This window comes from Butyricimonas sp. Marseille-P3923 (assembly GCF_900184685.1).
Lineage (GTDB): Bacteria > Bacteroidota > Bacteroidia > Bacteroidales > Marinifilaceae > Butyricimonas > Butyricimonas muris.
The window spans coordinates 476,365-490,393 of sequence record NZ_FXXL01000007.1 but is presented as its reverse complement, the minus strand read 5'-3'; the positions used below and the strand labels follow the sequence as shown (position 1 = coordinate 490,393).

Annotated in this window: 18 protein-coding genes; 4 read left to right on the top strand and 14 right to left on the bottom strand. The window is 46.3% G+C overall.

Translation table 11 applies throughout. The annotated features are described in order from the left end of the window. Positions 1-228: 228 nt before the first annotated feature. From CS948_RS13555 to CS948_RS13545, 3 genes are all read right to left on the bottom strand, one after another. Positions 229-1,065: an IS3 family transposase gene (locus tag CS948_RS13555; RefSeq protein ID WP_099292250.1), complete on the bottom strand. Its 837-nt coding sequence runs from the start codon at positions 1,063-1,065 to the stop codon at positions 229-231. Continuing rightward, the gene (locus CS948_RS13550; RefSeq protein WP_099292249.1) at positions 1,062-1,490 is read right to left on the bottom strand and encodes a hypothetical protein; all 429 of its coding nucleotides are present in this window, start codon (positions 1,488-1,490) and stop codon (positions 1,062-1,064) included. Before CS948_RS13550 ends, CS948_RS13555 begins: the two co-directional genes overlap by 4 nt. A 349-nt stretch (positions 1,491-1,839) precedes the next feature. Next, complete coding sequence (locus CS948_RS13545) at positions 1,840-2,334, bottom strand: hypothetical protein (protein ID WP_099292248.1); 495 nt, start codon at positions 2,332-2,334, stop codon at positions 1,840-1,842. A gap of 160 nt (positions 2,335-2,494) precedes the next feature. Between CS948_RS13545 and glyA the strand changes: the two genes are divergently transcribed. Beyond that, on the top strand, positions 2,495-3,775 hold the full coding sequence (gene glyA / locus CS948_RS13540; protein WP_099292247.1) for a serine hydroxymethyltransferase: 1,281 nt from the start codon (positions 2,495-2,497) through the stop codon (positions 3,773-3,775). Between the two features lie 34 nt (positions 3,776-3,809). Here glyA and CS948_RS13535 read toward each other — a convergent pair whose 3' ends face one another. From CS948_RS13535 to CS948_RS13525, 3 genes are read right to left on the bottom strand one after another with little or no spacing between them, the layout of a single operon-like run. After that, positions 3,810-4,439 carry a hypothetical protein gene (locus CS948_RS13535; protein WP_141560952.1) on the bottom strand — a complete coding sequence of 210 codons (630 nt, stop codon included), beginning with the start codon at positions 4,437-4,439 and terminating at the stop codon, positions 3,810-3,812. 14 nt (positions 4,440-4,453) lie between these two features. Continuing rightward, the gene (locus CS948_RS13530; RefSeq protein ID WP_099292245.1) at positions 4,454-5,407 is read right to left on the bottom strand and encodes an NAD(P)-dependent oxidoreductase; all 954 of its coding nucleotides are present in this window, start codon (positions 5,405-5,407) and stop codon (positions 4,454-4,456) included. A gap of 3 nt (positions 5,408-5,410) precedes the next feature. Next, complete coding sequence (locus CS948_RS13525) at positions 5,411-5,938, bottom strand: GNAT family N-acetyltransferase (protein ID WP_099292244.1); 528 nt, start codon at positions 5,936-5,938, stop codon at positions 5,411-5,413. Positions 5,939-6,131: 193 nt separating this feature from the next. On the opposite strand from CS948_RS13525, the gene CS948_RS13520 reads away from it, so the two are divergent. Both CS948_RS13520 and CS948_RS13515 read left to right on the top strand, forming a co-directional pair. After that, positions 6,132-6,506 carry a hypothetical protein gene (locus CS948_RS13520; RefSeq protein WP_099292243.1) on the top strand — a complete coding sequence of 125 codons (375 nt, stop codon included), beginning with the start codon at positions 6,132-6,134 and terminating at the stop codon, positions 6,504-6,506. Between the two features lie 130 nt (positions 6,507-6,636). After that, positions 6,637-6,945, top strand: coding sequence for a hypothetical protein (locus tag CS948_RS13515; RefSeq protein ID WP_099292242.1), 309 nt, complete (start codon positions 6,637-6,639; stop codon positions 6,943-6,945). A gap of 99 nt (positions 6,946-7,044) precedes the next feature. On the opposite strand, the gene CS948_RS13510 is transcribed toward CS948_RS13515, so the two are convergent. From CS948_RS13510 to CS948_RS13490, 5 genes are all read right to left on the bottom strand, one after another. Beyond that, the gene (locus CS948_RS13510; protein ID WP_099292241.1) at positions 7,045-8,409 is read right to left on the bottom strand and encodes an MATE family efflux transporter; all 1,365 of its coding nucleotides are present in this window, start codon (positions 8,407-8,409) and stop codon (positions 7,045-7,047) included. Between the two features lie 540 nt (positions 8,410-8,949). After that, positions 8,950-9,225: a hypothetical protein gene (locus tag CS948_RS13505; RefSeq protein ID WP_099292240.1), complete on the bottom strand. Its 276-nt coding sequence runs from the start codon at positions 9,223-9,225 to the stop codon at positions 8,950-8,952. After that, positions 9,218-9,631: a phage holin family protein gene (locus tag CS948_RS13500; protein ID WP_099292239.1), complete on the bottom strand. Its 414-nt coding sequence runs from the start codon at positions 9,629-9,631 to the stop codon at positions 9,218-9,220. The genes CS948_RS13505 and CS948_RS13500 overlap by 8 nt, the downstream gene beginning before the upstream one ends. 6 nt (positions 9,632-9,637) lie before the next feature. Next, entirely contained in the window at positions 9,638-9,919 is a 282-nt protein-coding gene (locus tag CS948_RS13495) for a YtxH domain-containing protein (protein ID WP_099292238.1), read from the bottom strand. Between the two features lie 86 nt (positions 9,920-10,005). Continuing rightward, positions 10,006-10,863 carry a nitroreductase family protein gene (locus CS948_RS13490; protein WP_099292237.1) on the bottom strand — a complete coding sequence of 286 codons (858 nt, stop codon included), beginning with the start codon at positions 10,861-10,863 and terminating at the stop codon, positions 10,006-10,008. A gap of 137 nt (positions 10,864-11,000) precedes the next feature. Here CS948_RS13490 and CS948_RS13485 point away from each other — a divergent pair, with 137 nt between their 5' ends. Continuing rightward, complete coding sequence (locus CS948_RS13485) at positions 11,001-11,537, top strand: HD domain-containing protein (RefSeq protein ID WP_099294515.1); 537 nt, start codon at positions 11,001-11,003, stop codon at positions 11,535-11,537. 14 nt (positions 11,538-11,551) lie between these two features. On the opposite strand, the gene nth is transcribed toward CS948_RS13485, so the two are convergent. The 3 genes from nth to CS948_RS13470 form a co-directional block, all read right to left on the bottom strand. After that, positions 11,552-12,187: an endonuclease III gene (nth, locus tag CS948_RS13480; protein WP_099292236.1), complete on the bottom strand. Its 636-nt coding sequence runs from the start codon at positions 12,185-12,187 to the stop codon at positions 11,552-11,554. Between the two features lie 89 nt (positions 12,188-12,276). Beyond that, positions 12,277-13,140 (bottom strand): SDR family oxidoreductase, encoded by an 864-nt coding sequence (locus CS948_RS13475; protein ID WP_099292235.1) that lies wholly within the window; start codon positions 13,138-13,140, stop codon positions 12,277-12,279. After that, a complete protein-coding gene (locus CS948_RS13470) occupies positions 13,106-14,005 on the bottom strand; it encodes an SDR family oxidoreductase (protein ID WP_099292234.1) in 900 nt (299 codons plus the stop codon). Before CS948_RS13470 ends, CS948_RS13475 begins: the two co-directional genes overlap by 35 nt. Positions 14,006-14,029 lie beyond the last annotated feature (24 nt).

The following is a 14,029-nucleotide window of genomic DNA, read 5'->3' as shown; positions in this document are numbered from 1 at the left end:
GGACTCTTTACATTCCGGTCTGTTTTTCTTTTCCCCTCTCCCACGCTTATCTCCCTGTAGTTTCCTGAAATTGGTTTACTCGATTTGATATTCAATAAATTAAAAAATGTAGTATTGTTGTAATCTACTGTTACAAGTTTACTTTAAATAAATGATACTTCCTATCAAAGGTTTACTTTCTTTTCCTTCTCCCGGGGAATTCCCCGGGAGAAGGAAAAATCGCCCGGCTCAAAACATTACCCTGGCAAATTTTTTCATTTTGTCCTTGTAGGCTTGCTCCGGCACTTGACAACAAACGGCCAGGTGTGGTCTTTTCTTGTTGTATATTTCAATCACCCTCTTGACGTGTTTCCTGGCGTCATGAATATCCTTCAACGGGATATCGTTCAACCATTCTCTCTTTAAAATCCCGTTCACCCTCTCGGCGATAGCGTTATCGTATGGAGAGCCGTCCTGGGTCACGCTGACACGTATCCCGTGCAATTTCAATATCCCCGTGTACAAGGCCGAACAATATTGACCGCCCCTGTCAGAATGATGGATCAAGTCCTTGAAAGAGCCGTGTTCTCCGGTCTCTAGGGCATGGTACAAGGCTTTGACCGGACCAGACGAATCCAGAGTCGGGTGTACATCCCAGCCCATGATCCGCCTCGAGTAAGCGTCCGTCACCAGGGAAAGGTAAACAAAACCTTTGCCCGTCGACAGGTAAGTGATATCGCTAACCCATACTTGGTTAGAGCGCTCGACTCGAGAGCCTTTCACCAGGTTCGGGTACTGGTGACGCCACGCGCGGGAATCCGTGGTAATGACGCGATACTTCTTCATTTTTACCATCAAGTCATGCCGGTGAAGCAAACGGGAAAGCCAATCACGACCAACCATCAAACCGTTACCCGTTAGCATCCGCCACAACTTCAGAACCCCCAAACGAGGCAAATCACGACGGATCTCTTCAACAATGGAAAGAACGTAACGTTCACGTTCTTCCTCGTCGTTACTCGAGCGAAGGCTCTTGTAATAAGCCTGCTTGCTGTAACCTAGCGAGTTGCACAGGTATGCTGTCATCGCTTTGCCCTCCCGAGCTTTTTGGCGGTCACTAATCCCGCTAATAACATCTCCTCGTGGTTTTTTTTTACATCCACGTGAAGACGGTCTTTAGCTAACTCAAGCATCAGCTCGTAAGCTTCTACAAGTACCTTTTGTTTCTCTAACTCCTCGCGTAAGTGTTCCAGTTCTTGAACTTCCTTGTCTGTCATTGATAATAAAGTTTTAGGATCATGCACTGGTAAAGATAAGCGTTTATAACTTGCTTCCGACAGCACTCGGGGTTTATATTTAGTCAACCATCCATGGAAGGTAGAAGAACTGACATCATACTTGCTTAAAACCTCCGCGTAATCTAGTTCCTCGATCAAACGATCACGAACTGCCGACAATTTTACCCGAACGGGGAAATGACGATGTTTGATAATTTTTGCTAATTCTGACATTGGTTTACTATGGTTTACAGTAAACTTTTTTCAGGGTAATACAGGGTAATACACCCGCTCTTCTCCGTATATCATGGCGACCAAGTCCTGACTAGGTTCTGAGTAAGTCCTGACTAACTCCTGTCTATACAGGACTTGGTCAGGACTTAGTCAATAGGTAGTCAGAAGATAAGAGCCGACAAACACGGGGAAAAGAAAGAAAGAGCACGTGTGCCAAAACTCCATTTCTAAAGAAACTCCTCCGTCTGCTTCGCAGCCACCTCCTCTATAAACAGAGGATGAGTTAAAATACAGTCTTAAACACAAGAAAAGCAACCTGCAATTCGCCGAAGGCGACTATAAACAATCACTAATTTCTCATTTTGCTCAAATTCACCCCGTACAGGATTATAAATAATAAAGCGAAAAAGCCGGATACGATCATTGAAGCCATAACTACCATATTCCAGCCGGAATACATAGGCAATACAAACAATTGCGCTATTTGAGCGAAAGCATACAAATAGAATCCGGTTCTTTTCAAGTTAAACATCAAAATAGCCCCGCTCAAACTCATTAAAGCGAACAAGGTCAATAATGAATAAATCGGAATCGCGTGTTTAATCGTGGTCTGCAACATTTCAATGGAAGATCCCATGAAAGAAGACATCCACGAAGGAGCTCCTTCTGTACCTGTCATTGTTGTTATCTGTTGGATCTGCGCCACTATCGCTTCGGGAGAAAACGCAACCAAACTGAATAAGTTGGATACCGTTCCCCAACCACTACCAATAAAAGTTAAAATACAAAGTACTGTCAGAAAGGTCGGTCTTACCGGTTTTTCTGTTTCAAAAGGATTTTCCATAGCAAGTCATTTTTTTATACAACAACAAACATAAATAAAATTTTGAAAATTAAAAAGCGGGAGGACGAAAAAAAGTCGGGAAATACTTTGCTTAGACGAACGAATTAGTATAATTTTGGGCAAGATTTTATAAACGTCTATATTATTAAAAATCTAAATAATGGAAAGAGATACTCAAATTTTCGACCTGATTGACAAGGAATGCCATCGCCAGAAAGAAGGACTGGAATTGATCGCTTCCGAGAACTTCGTGAGTGAACAAGTTATGCAAGCCATGGGTTCTTGCTTGACGAACAAGTATGCAGAGGGATATCCCGGAGCTCGTTACTATGGCGGTTGCCAAATCGTTGACCAAACGGAACAATTGGCTATCGACCGTGCCTGCAAATTATTCGGTGCCGAATTCGCTAACGTGCAACCACACTCCGGGGCACAAGCTAATGCTGCCGTGTTCTTCGCTTGCATGAAACCGGGCGATACCTTCTTGGGACTTGACTTGGCTCATGGCGGACACCTTTCACACGGATCACCCGTTAATCTTTCCGGTATCAACTACCACCCGGTAGCTTACCACGTGAAAGAAGAAACCGGAATGGTAGATTACGACGAAATGGAGAAATTGGCTATCGAGCACAAACCCAAAATGATCGTATCCGGGGCATCCGCTTATTCTCGTGACTGGGATTACAAACGTATGCGTGAAATCGCTGACAAAGTAGGTGCTTTGTTAATGTGCGATATGTCACACCCTGCCGGATTGATTGCCAAAGGTTTATTGAACAACCCGATGGAATATTGCCATATCGTGACAACTACCACTCACAAAACGCTTCGCGGACCGCGCGGTGGTATGATTCTTCTCCCGAAAGACTTCCCGAATCCTTGGGGATTGAAGACTCCGAAGGGAGAAATCAAAATGATGTCACAAGTGATCAACTTTGCCGTGTTCCCGGGACAACAGGGCGGACCGCTTGAACACGTGATCGCTGCCAAAGCCGTTGCTTTCGGGGAGGCATTATCTGACAGCTATACCGAATACGCTAAACAAATGCTGGCTAACGCCAAGGCTATGGCGAAAGCATTCGTGGAAAAAGGTTATAAAGTTGTTTCCGGCGGAACTGACAATCACTCTATGTTGATTGACTTGAGAACCAAATTCCCGGAATTAACCGGTAAGAAAGCTGAAAATACGTTGGTATTGGCAGACATCACGATCAACAAGAACATGGTTCCGTTCGATACCCGTACCCCGTTCTCCACGTCAGGTTTACGCGTGGGTACCCCGGCTATCACTACCCGTGGTTTGAAAGAGGAGCATATGCCTATCGTAGTGGATATGATCGACAGAGTATTGAGTAACATCGACGATGCCGCTGTTATCGCTCAAGTGAAGAAAGAAGTAAACGCGATGATGAACGACAGACCTATGTTTGCTTGGTAATCATCGTACCCGTATAAAAACAGTCACGCGATTCTCAACGAGTCGCGTGATTGTTTTTTTTACGGATAACCCGTGCATTCTTTTTCAGATCCTTTAAAGCCTTTTTCATGGCATTACGCAACAACGTTCCGGCGGAACGGGCAAACACGACCTCTTCATCCCCTTGATCCAAGGTAACGGAAGCAATTACCTGTTGATAATAGATTCTAGCCCCGTCAGCGACATCATACACGGCGATGCTTACCTCCGATTCGCTTTTCTGGTAATAGACCGAGTTCCCGGGATACACCAGATCAGGAACCTCGTCCCGAACCTTTCGTGCCGTAGCCGTCACCACGTAATCGAAATCCGTCGATTCCTTGAATATCTTCAGCACTTGAGGATTCAACTCGAACGTCAGCTTGCTCGGGTTTATGTACTTGAATCTCACATTCTCGATACTATACACGGAATCTCCGCCTAATTTCTGTAAACACGCCAATAAATCCCGATTCAAACTCTCCCTGTACATGTACGGTATCTTCGAGTCCAAATTCGTGACCAACCATTTCCCCTCGCTGAAGTCCAATGACTTCGGCGACTCGTACAAGTGTATATAATGGGGTGTAGCGCACGCCCCCAATATCATACTGACAAAAACAAATAAAACTATCCGATTCCTCATACTACCTTATTATATTACAATGTCCCTATACCTTCTCTAAAATCCCGATACTTCAACCGGGGTAACAACTCCTCTTTCATCCGGGAGGTATCCCCGTAATAGGATACCTGCCCTATTCTGATAAAATCAACCGTCAACGGACTTCTAACCCCGAACAGACGGGAACAAAGTTCAAAAAAGCGGGCTGCCGTGTTTATCATCCATAAAGGCATTCGCCACGGTTTTACCGTGTGCCAATGTTTCGCGGCTTCATCCAAAAACTCCTGTAAAGTCTGTACCCCATCGTCACCGATATGATATATTCCTTCAATACCCTCCTTCATGCAAGCTGCCCGTGTTGCTTCAAGAAAATCTTCGGTAGAAATCAGATGTATCCACGTGGGCTTTTGCCATACCCCCAGTAACGCGTACCGGGAAAACCAACGGGCGGCGTCCACCATCAGAATACCCCGACCGTATACCATGCCCACGCATAAAGAAACAGCCTCAATCCCATTCTTCCGACCGTAATCGAACAGTAACTTTTCTTCTTCCAGCCTCGTGATAGCGTGAACCGACACGGGAGTCCCGTCCAATCGTCCCGCAGCCGGATGTTCGGGAGTCGTTTCACCCTCCACGTGTGGAAAGCTGATTAAGATTACCCGCTTCACACCTTGTACCACCGCAACATCCAACAAATTATTGAAATAACGGGTATTCGTGGTTGACAAAAACTTCTCCGGGTTATGCCTGAAAAGCACTCCCGCGAAATGTACTACCACATCCACTCCCTGCAAAGCCTCGGGCAACGTACCCGGCTCTCCTAAATCAGCCTTGAATACGGTAATGTTTTCTTTTTCTTTCAACTCGGAAGGTACATCTTTACGATGTGTCAGAAGATGCAGGCATACGTCCTCTTCTTTCAAACGACAAGCAAGCAAACTACCCAAATTACCCGCCGCACCCGTGATCAAGATTCTTTTACCCATCCCTTAGTCTTTCACCAAATCAAAATAATGCATATCAATCACTTTACCGTTCTTCACGGCAGCTTTGCGCAGTATTGCCTGTTTCGTGAACCCGGCCTTTTCCAGTACTTTCATGGACGCCGGATTATACTCGTAAACGGTGGCAAACAAACGAATGATATCCGTTTCCCGGAATACATAATCCACCACCCGGCGTATTGCCTCGCTCATGATTCCTTTATTCCAATAATCTTCACTCAACCAATACCCCAGTTCCGCGCTATATCGTTCGACGTCACACAGGGGAATGAAACCGATTCCTCCCACCGCTTTCCCATCCGCCACGATAGCGAAATCCTGCACGTACGGTTTATCCATCGTTACACGGATATACGTCCCGGCATCCTCCCTCGTGTAAGGATAAGGCAAACCGTCCCGTACGTTATTCCATATATTAATATTACTGATATTTTCAGCCAAAGAATCGACATCGGCAAGCGTCCATTCTCTCAATAAAAAACGTTCTCTCTCGTCTCGTATCTCCATATTCATATCATTTGTTTAATAAAACCCCTACTCCAAGTCAATGAAATATTACTAAAATGTTAATTTTCTTTCCCAATAAAGAAAAATACGAACTTTCAGGTGGTAAATATACCTATTTTCACGTATATAGCAGAAAAAAAGCACGGAAAACGTTGCATTTATTGAATCGATTCGCTATATTTGAAACAAAACACTAAGTATGATAAGATTCGTATTACATAGCCTTCTGATCTTGGTGGTAACACAACTCACGAATGTTGCCATGGGACTGGTTATGACTGAATCTCAACGCGGTGCCATCGTTTGTCAGATATCAGAAATACATGACTCTATCACCAAGGCGGAAGCCTTTGATATCATGAACCCCAACGATATGCCGGTACTCCAGAACACGCTCGTCAGCATGAGGAGATCGGAATTGCCTTGTCGGGTTCGAGTCATGCTTGACGGAATCACCGCTGACGAATACGAATGTCCAATTCTCAACCCGAAGACAGACAACAAGGGAACACGTGACGTGTTCATATCGCAACCCAAGCGATATTTCCATGAGCTCTGCCTTCTAATCATTTGAAAAACCAGTACATATTTGGCACGTATCTTGTATCGTGAATACATAGGATACATTTGCTAAGTGTTACCCAAGTTATAAAACGGAGCAACGCGTAAAGCGTTATATATATACACACACAATACACACAAAAATGAAAACAACTTTATTCAGTAGAAATCGGGAAGAGAAAAATTATGAATTATTTTTCGAGCCGGAAGAATTGCACCGGGTGCAATATTTGTTGGAAACCAAACAGTTCCTCGGTCTGTCTGAGTTACAGAAAAGCGAGGACGCGAACACGGGTATGAAATTGAAACTCTCACTGGCCGAGCGCGGGAAATTAGCCACAGCTCAACTATTCGAGTATATAATGTCTGCTTACGAAGCAGTTTCACCTATTATGATTTTCCGTAATAAAGAAGCGGTAGCTCTCTCGGGAGCAGTCACGCTGGAAGATTAGACATTCTTTAAGTAAAAAACGGGTTCAAGAAATTGAGCCCGTTTCTTATTTCATGGGAAATATTTCCACATGTATAAAAAGTATTTACCACACTTTTCCTCATATCTGTTTGTTCATCTTGAAAAGTAGTCCCTTTTTATTAAAATAAAATAAGGTAACGACTGCCATCACGAAAGAAATAAAATCCGCCATGGGCAAACTGGCCCACACGCCCGTGATACCCCAGAAACGGGGTAAAATCAGCAGGAACGGTATCAAGAATATCAACTGGCGCGACAACGACAGAAATATAGAAACTTTCGCTTTCCCGATAGACTGGAAAAAATTGGTAATAATAATCTGACACCCGACCAGCGGAAATAACAAACAAGTTATCCGTAACCCGAACTTTGCAAGCTCCGTCAACTCATGATTATCCGTGAACATACCCACGATAAAGTCCGGGAATAATTGGCTCGTGATAAACCCGAACGTCGTGATCGAGATTCCCGTGATCATGGCATAACGCAACACACGTCGTACCCGGTCAAACAATAACGCCCCGTAATTATACCCGACTACCGGCTGCATTCCCTGCGTGAGCCCGATCTCGATCATGATAAACAACGTCAACACCCGGTTCACGATGCCATAAGCCCCGATTGCCAAATCTCCACCGTAGCGCATGAAACTATTATTCAAGATAATCACCACCGTACTGGCGCACACGTTCATCAAGAAAGGCGACATCCCTATAGAAAGAATACTTTTGATTATCCGGCCTTTTAACCGGAATATTCCGGCCTTGAAATGTACCGAACTATTCTTGTTTATAAAATGTGCCAGAATCCACACCAACCCGCTCGTCTGCGCGATCACGGTAGCGAACGCTGCCCCCCGGATTCCCCACCCGAAATGGAAAATAAATATCGGGGCTAATATAATATTCACGAAAACCGTCAACAGCGATGACAACATGGCTTTCTTCGGGTATCCCGTCGCGCGCATCAGGTTGTTCAACCCGATAAAAGTGAAAGCGATAGGATTTCCCAATAGTATCACCTCCATAAAATCTCTGGCGTAAGACATCGTGGCCTCGCTTGCCCCGAAGAACCGCAACGTGGGCTCCAGTAATAACGAGGCAATCCCCCCGAAACAGAATCCGAGAATAACGCACAGCAAAAACACGTTCCCCAACACCGACGAGGTCTTTTCCATATCTCTCTGTCCCATGTATATGGAACTAATCGTGGCTCCCCCAACACCAATCAGTGTACAAAAAGCAATAATCAGGTTCATCAACGGGAAAGTAATCGCCAATCCCGAAATGGCAAGCGGTCCCACGCCATGACCGATAAAAACACTATCAATAATATTATACAACGATGTAACCGTCATCCCGATGATAGCGGGTATCGAGTACTGAAGCAATAACTTCCCGACGGGTTTTGTTTCCAATAAATGCGATGCGTCCGCAGCAGACATAAAATGATCCTCCTTTCTTTAGTATTACAGCCTCGTTCACTCCCCCTCGATCACCATCAGATAAGAACAGAGAGCGCGAAGATAGCAAATAGTTTATAAAGTTTATAAGGTTTATCTAGGGCAACCGTATCAAAATAATTTTTACTATTTTCCTTCCTTTTTCAAGATAAGATTCTGGTGTATTCAGTTATTTTTCTATAATGAATAATAATTATACCATGTATTTTCGTATTATCAAACTTTATTCAATTTCAATTTATTTTCTATTATTCTACCTTTATAATAGGAGATGAATAGGAGTTGAATGGGAGTTGTTATAAAGAAACTATAAAGTATATATATCATATATAATTACTATTTAACTTATCTCACACTAAACAAGAGAGAAAAAGGGGATAATTTTTCTCTCTATTCAATTTTGACGCATTTGTCCTAAAGGTTTATAAAGTAGAGGATTCTCAAGGAGACGCCGCATATAAAGCATCCCGCGGATATCTATTACTTTATAAACCTTATAAACTCTATGAACCTTACAAACCCTTATTTTTTTCCCTTGAATAGTCTACCGATCCGCCCCACACCCCAGCGTAATACAATGGGTATAGCCGCCTCTATCAAAACAGGCGAAAAATCTTTTAACATGGCACCCAGCATCGGGGTATCGCGCACCTCCTTTTCTTCCTTCGGGGTATCGTCCCTCCTGCCGGAAAAAAACAACGACGAGATACCGGAAAACAACAATTTCCCAGAATGGCGATGGATAAAACGGAAATCCTCGTTCAGTTTTTCCTCCTGCAAACGGCAACTCTCACGCACCCGTTTCTGTTCCGCCCGTAATATCTCCAGCGGGGTCGGTGGTTTCTTCGTCCTCTTTTTCATCTTTACTCATCATCGCGGTTATAATCTCGTTTGTCACCCTCGCGCTAATCTTCTCCCGGAACAACAGAATCAGCCCGAACAACAACAGGTACATCCCCACTACCAACAAAAACCCCAGTGCCACGCTGTTCAATATCTCGCCGAGGAAAAAACCAAGGGCGAGAAACAGGAAAAGAATAGCGAAAAAGGCGAGCAATACCAAAACAATACCGTACGAGAAGACCGCCATTGTCTTGGCTACCCTCTCGTACGTGTTCAATTTCATTAGCTCAAGTCTCGTCTCCACGTAGGTTGAAATGTCATTTTTCAACCCGGAGAAAGTCTTTTCGGCGAAATTCTCCATAAGCCGTTACTTGGTTTCAGCAGCCGCTCTCCCCTCGTGTTCAGTCTTTCCCGCTACTTTTTCCGCTACATCATGTACATTCTCGGAAACATGTTCGCGTGCTTCCTCGGCTTTTGATTTTGCTTTAGCGTATACGCCTTTCACCTCGTCCTTTACTTTGGCAACAGCGTGATCAAACTCTTCGGCTAATTTCTTGCGGTTGTCGGCAACCATTAAATACCCGACAGCTACTCCAACTACCGCGCCTATACCCAGACCCAGCAGTAAATTTGAAGTTTCGTTTTTCATATTCGTCTAATTTTTAATTTATATATTTACTTCAACGAATAGAACTACAAAAAGTTTGCCTTTTTCTTTATTTTTCAAGACTAATTTTAACGACTTATAAAATGCACTTTCAACGGGTCATACCGTTCCGTCACAGTATCCGTTTCCCTCGCCGTTTTCCCGATCGCGACCACGGCGAACGGCACGAATTCCGACGACAAGTGCAATGCTTTTTTCACCTCGTGCACGAAATGCATTTTCGGGTACACCCCGATCCATGCCGTTCCCAATCCTTCGGCATAGGCTTGCAGCAACATATTCTGCACGCAGGCTCCCAATTCCTGCGGCCAATTACCACCCTCCAGACCTGCCAGCCGGGTATTACAACACACGAGTATAACCATCGGGGCTGTCCGCAACGCCTCGCTCCCCGGCAAAATCTCCGCCAACTCGTGCAGATGTTTCGCATCCTCCATCACGAAGAACTCCCACGGGCGACGATCTTTCACCGAGGGTGCATACATTCCGGCACGCACCACACGCTCGATCACTCCCGTGCAAATCTTCTCCCCCGTGTATTCCCGCACCGTGCGACGACCTGTAATCGCCTCGTCCGCGGAAGCCATCGTCGTGAATTTCTGGCTTTTCATCTCCGTCGCCAATTCCCGTACACGGGGAATAATGCGCGTGAAATGTCCGCTTTCCTTATGAGTCGCCAGCACCGCCTCGTTCTCCCACGTTTCTATGATCATCATCGTGTCTTCCAGCCGACAATTTTCCAGTATCTCGTAACCGATACATCCCCGCTCTCCTCGCGAGAGGTCTGCCATTTCGCTCAACAAAGCCGCAACTTCGGCGCGTACCCCGGCGCCGACCGATAAAGTAACATTTATTCTGATCATATCCTGTTCACTTAGAAATTCGACATTCCACACCCCACTACCTTTCTCCCCGCTTAAAATCATACAAATTTATAAAAGTTCAATGACTATTTCATAACCTAAAAGAACTTTTATTCGTAAATGATTTCAAAGCATACTTGCGGGTATCGCTACTTTATAAACTAAACCTTATATTTGTGGGCTTAAAAAACGAACAAATGATACAACCGTTAGATATTATACGCAAATACTACACGCTTGACTCCCTCGCGGGACAAAGTCTATTGATACACAGCCAACTCGTGCGGGACAAAGCACTCGCCATCGCTATGCGCCACGCGGAAATGGATCTCGATATCTCCTTTATCAAAGAAGCCGCCATGTTGCACGATATCGGGATATTCCTCACCAACGCTCCCGACATCGGGTGTTTCGGCGAATATCCTTACATTTGCCACGGCTATCTCGGTGCCGATTTACTCCGGAAAGAAGGACTGCCTCGCCACGCCCTCGTGTGCGAACGTCACACGGGCACAGGGCTCACGATCGAAATGATACAGGAAAAACATCTCCCGCTTCCCCTTCGCGACATGCAACCCGTCACGCTGGAAGAGAAACTCATCGCTTTCGCCGACAAGTTCTACTCGAAAAGCAACCTCACCCGCGAAAAGAAAATCAGTAAAATCCGTGCCGAAATGTTGTTTCACGGGGCGGATTCCGCCGCCCGCTTTGACGAATGGTGCAGACTGTTCTTGTAATTTAAAATGGAGTGTTATTCTCCATTTTGCTTTCTACACCAGTTCTTTATCCCGCATTCCCCGCATTTCGGGCTTCGTGCCGTACACACGTACCGTCCATGCAAAATCAACCAATGGTGTGCTCTCGACAACCATTCCGCCGGGATATTGGCCACGAGTTGTTTCTCTGTTTCCAGTGGAGTACGTGCCCCTGTCACCAACCCGATACGATCGGCCACACGAAACACGTGCGTGTCCACGGGCATTGCCGGACGCCCGAAAGCCACCGCTTCCATAACGTTCGCAGTCTTTCGTCCCACACCGGGCAAGGTTTGCAGTAACTCGAAATCAGACGGCACTTCCCCGTTGAACTCGTTCATCAATTTCTTCGCCATTGCCGACAAATGTTTGGACTTATTATTCGGGTACGATATCGACCGTATCAACTCGAAAATCTCTTCTATCGTGGCGCCCGCCATCGCCTCGGCTGTCGGGAATCGCTCGAATAATGCCGGAGTCACCATATTTACCCGCTTGTCAGTACACTGTGCCGACAGGATGACCGCAACCAGCAACTGGAAAGGGTCATTATAACGCAACTCCGTGTCGGCAACGGGCATCTCTTCCCGGAACCATGCCAACACGCGGTCATATCTTTCTTTCAATTCCATACCTTATATATAATTACAAGTTTCAAGTCCGCAAGTTACAAGTTATTTTTCAAAATACACGCCCCGAAGTCGATTCTGTAATCACACGATCAACTAAATTCATCCCACGGGCGACGCAACTTTCCCTGCACGAAGTGAAGTGTTTCTTCCCACAAAGCCCGACAAGCCGGAAGGTCACGAGCCTCGGCAGGTAGTTTGACGGGATGACCGCCACGGAAAAGACTACCCGTCACGTGGGCGTAGCGGTCGGTAGTAGCGAGCATAATGGCAGAGGATGCTCCCCGCACGGGAGATTTGATAAAGGGACGGAACAGAAGATCGGTCAACGGGTCATACCAACGTCCCATCGTGATCATGCCCGTATCGACTACACCGGGATCGACCGCGTTGGCAGTAATCGTGCGCCCGCGTAACCGCCGGGCAAGTTCCGCCGTGAACATGAGCACGGCAAGTTTAGAATCCGGATACGCCCGGAAACGCCGGAAACGTTCCGGATCGGGAACAAGGAAACGCTCTCCCACGTGTCCCATGCAAGTGGTGATCGAGGTCGTGTTGATAACACGCGATTCGATGCCGTGTCCCATGAACGGGAGTAACGAATTGGTCAGCAACCACGTCCCCGCATAATTCACACCGACGGTCATTTCCAGCCCGTCTTCCGTCAGAGAAAATTCGCCGGGCATCGTTCCCGCGTTATTCACCAGCACGGCAATATCCTTTCTTGTCATTTCCTCGGAAAACATTTGAATGGACGCGAACGAAGCGAGATCAAGACGATATAATTCCACGTTTGAATTACCACTCTCCCGTACAATATCCTCGCGCACCGGTATCGCTTTCGCTATATCGCGACAAGCCATCACCACGGGCATTCCCACCCGGGCTACCGCCATCGCAATTGCCCGTCCCATGCCGCCGTTAGCACCCGTGACTATTACCCAACCTTGTTTCATTTTTCTTTCCTTTTATCCTTCTATCTACCTCTCGAATCGCCCACCTGATCACCCCTAATGGCACGAGTTTCAATGTCCCGAGCATGAAATAATTGAATATCCCCGGGATTACTCTTGCCCGACGACGGAACATAGCCCGTAACCCGCGGCGAGCCAACGAACGGGGAGTCATCATCACCCCAAGGCGCAAGGCGAGTCTTTGCAAATGTCGCGGTAAATTGTACAAGTCTGTCGCTACCGCACCCGGACACACCGCAGTGACACTTACCCCGTGGTCAAGCATTTCCAACCGGAACGCGCGGGAGAAATTTCTAAGAAAAACTTTCGTGGACGCGTAAAGCGAAATTGACGGGTAAGGTAACCACGCCGAGGCGGACGACATATTCAAGATATAGCCGCGACGGCGGGATTTCATGTCTTCACCGAAAAGACGGCATAGCATTGTCGGTGTAGTCACGTGAAGCGTCAGCATCAACTCCACCCGATCAACGGGAACATCCACAACCTGCTCGAAATAGAATACACCCGCGTTATTCACCAGTATATCAACCGTGAACCCCCGTTCTCGACAAAATTCGTGCAACCGCACCGCCGCATCGGGTACAGCCAGATTCATGCACACGGGATAAGTCCGGGTTCCGTATTTCGCGGCGAACTCTTCCGCCGCTTTCCGTAGCGGGATATCCTCGTTGCTCACCATCACCACCTCGTATCCCTTCTCGCACAACAGCCGGGCATATTCCCGTCCGATACCGGAACTCGCTCCGGTTACAACAGCCGTGAGGTTCGCCTTCTTTGTTTGCCTTCGGCAAGTTGCAGGTTGCAAGTTACATTCGCCTTCGGCGAGTTGCAAGTTACTTTTCATTCCGATAATCACTTAATCACTTAA

Excerpts from the sequence above, each read along its gene's own strand:
- CS948_RS13555 (WP_099292250.1), bottom strand. The coding sequence starts at position 1,065 with ATGACAGCATACCTGTGCAACTCGCTAGGTTACAGCAAGCAGGCTTAT.
- CS948_RS13550 (WP_099292249.1), bottom strand. The coding sequence starts at position 1,490 with ATGTCAGAATTAGCAAAAATTATCAAACATCGTCATTTCCCCGTTCGG.
- CS948_RS13545 (WP_099292248.1), bottom strand. The coding sequence starts at position 2,334 with ATGGAAAATCCTTTTGAAACAGAAAAACCGGTAAGACCGACCTTTCTG.
- glyA (WP_099292247.1), top strand. The coding sequence starts at position 2,495 with ATGGAAAGAGATACTCAAATTTTCGACCTGATTGACAAGGAATGCCAT.
- CS948_RS13535 (WP_141560952.1), bottom strand. The coding sequence starts at position 4,439 with ATGAGGAATCGGATAGTTTTATTTGTTTTTGTCAGTATGATATTGGGG.
- CS948_RS13530 (WP_099292245.1), bottom strand. The coding sequence starts at position 5,407 with ATGGGTAAAAGAATCTTGATCACGGGTGCGGCGGGTAATTTGGGTAGT.
- CS948_RS13525 (WP_099292244.1), bottom strand. The coding sequence starts at position 5,938 with ATGAATATGGAGATACGAGACGAGAGAGAACGTTTTTTATTGAGAGAA.
- CS948_RS13520 (WP_099292243.1), top strand. The coding sequence starts at position 6,132 with ATGATAAGATTCGTATTACATAGCCTTCTGATCTTGGTGGTAACACAA.
- CS948_RS13515 (WP_099292242.1), top strand. The coding sequence starts at position 6,637 with ATGAAAACAACTTTATTCAGTAGAAATCGGGAAGAGAAAAATTATGAA.
- CS948_RS13510 (WP_099292241.1), bottom strand. The coding sequence starts at position 8,409 with ATGTCTGCTGCGGACGCATCGCATTTATTGGAAACAAAACCCGTCGGG.
- CS948_RS13500 (WP_099292239.1), bottom strand. The coding sequence starts at position 9,631 with ATGGAGAATTTCGCCGAAAAGACTTTCTCCGGGTTGAAAAATGACATT.
- CS948_RS13495 (WP_099292238.1), bottom strand. The coding sequence starts at position 9,919 with ATGAAAAACGAAACTTCAAATTTACTGCTGGGTCTGGGTATAGGCGCG.
- CS948_RS13490 (WP_099292237.1), bottom strand. The coding sequence starts at position 10,863 with ATGATTTTAAGCGGGGAGAAAGGTAGTGGGGTGTGGAATGTCGAATTT.
- nth (WP_099292236.1), bottom strand. The coding sequence starts at position 12,187 with ATGGAATTGAAAGAAAGATATGACCGCGTGTTGGCATGGTTCCGGGAA.
- CS948_RS13475 (WP_099292235.1), bottom strand. The coding sequence starts at position 13,140 with ATGAAACAAGGTTGGGTAATAGTCACGGGTGCTAACGGCGGCATGGGA.
- CS948_RS13470 (WP_099292234.1), bottom strand. The coding sequence starts at position 14,005 with ATGAAAAGTAACTTGCAACTCGCCGAAGGCGAATGTAACTTGCAACCT.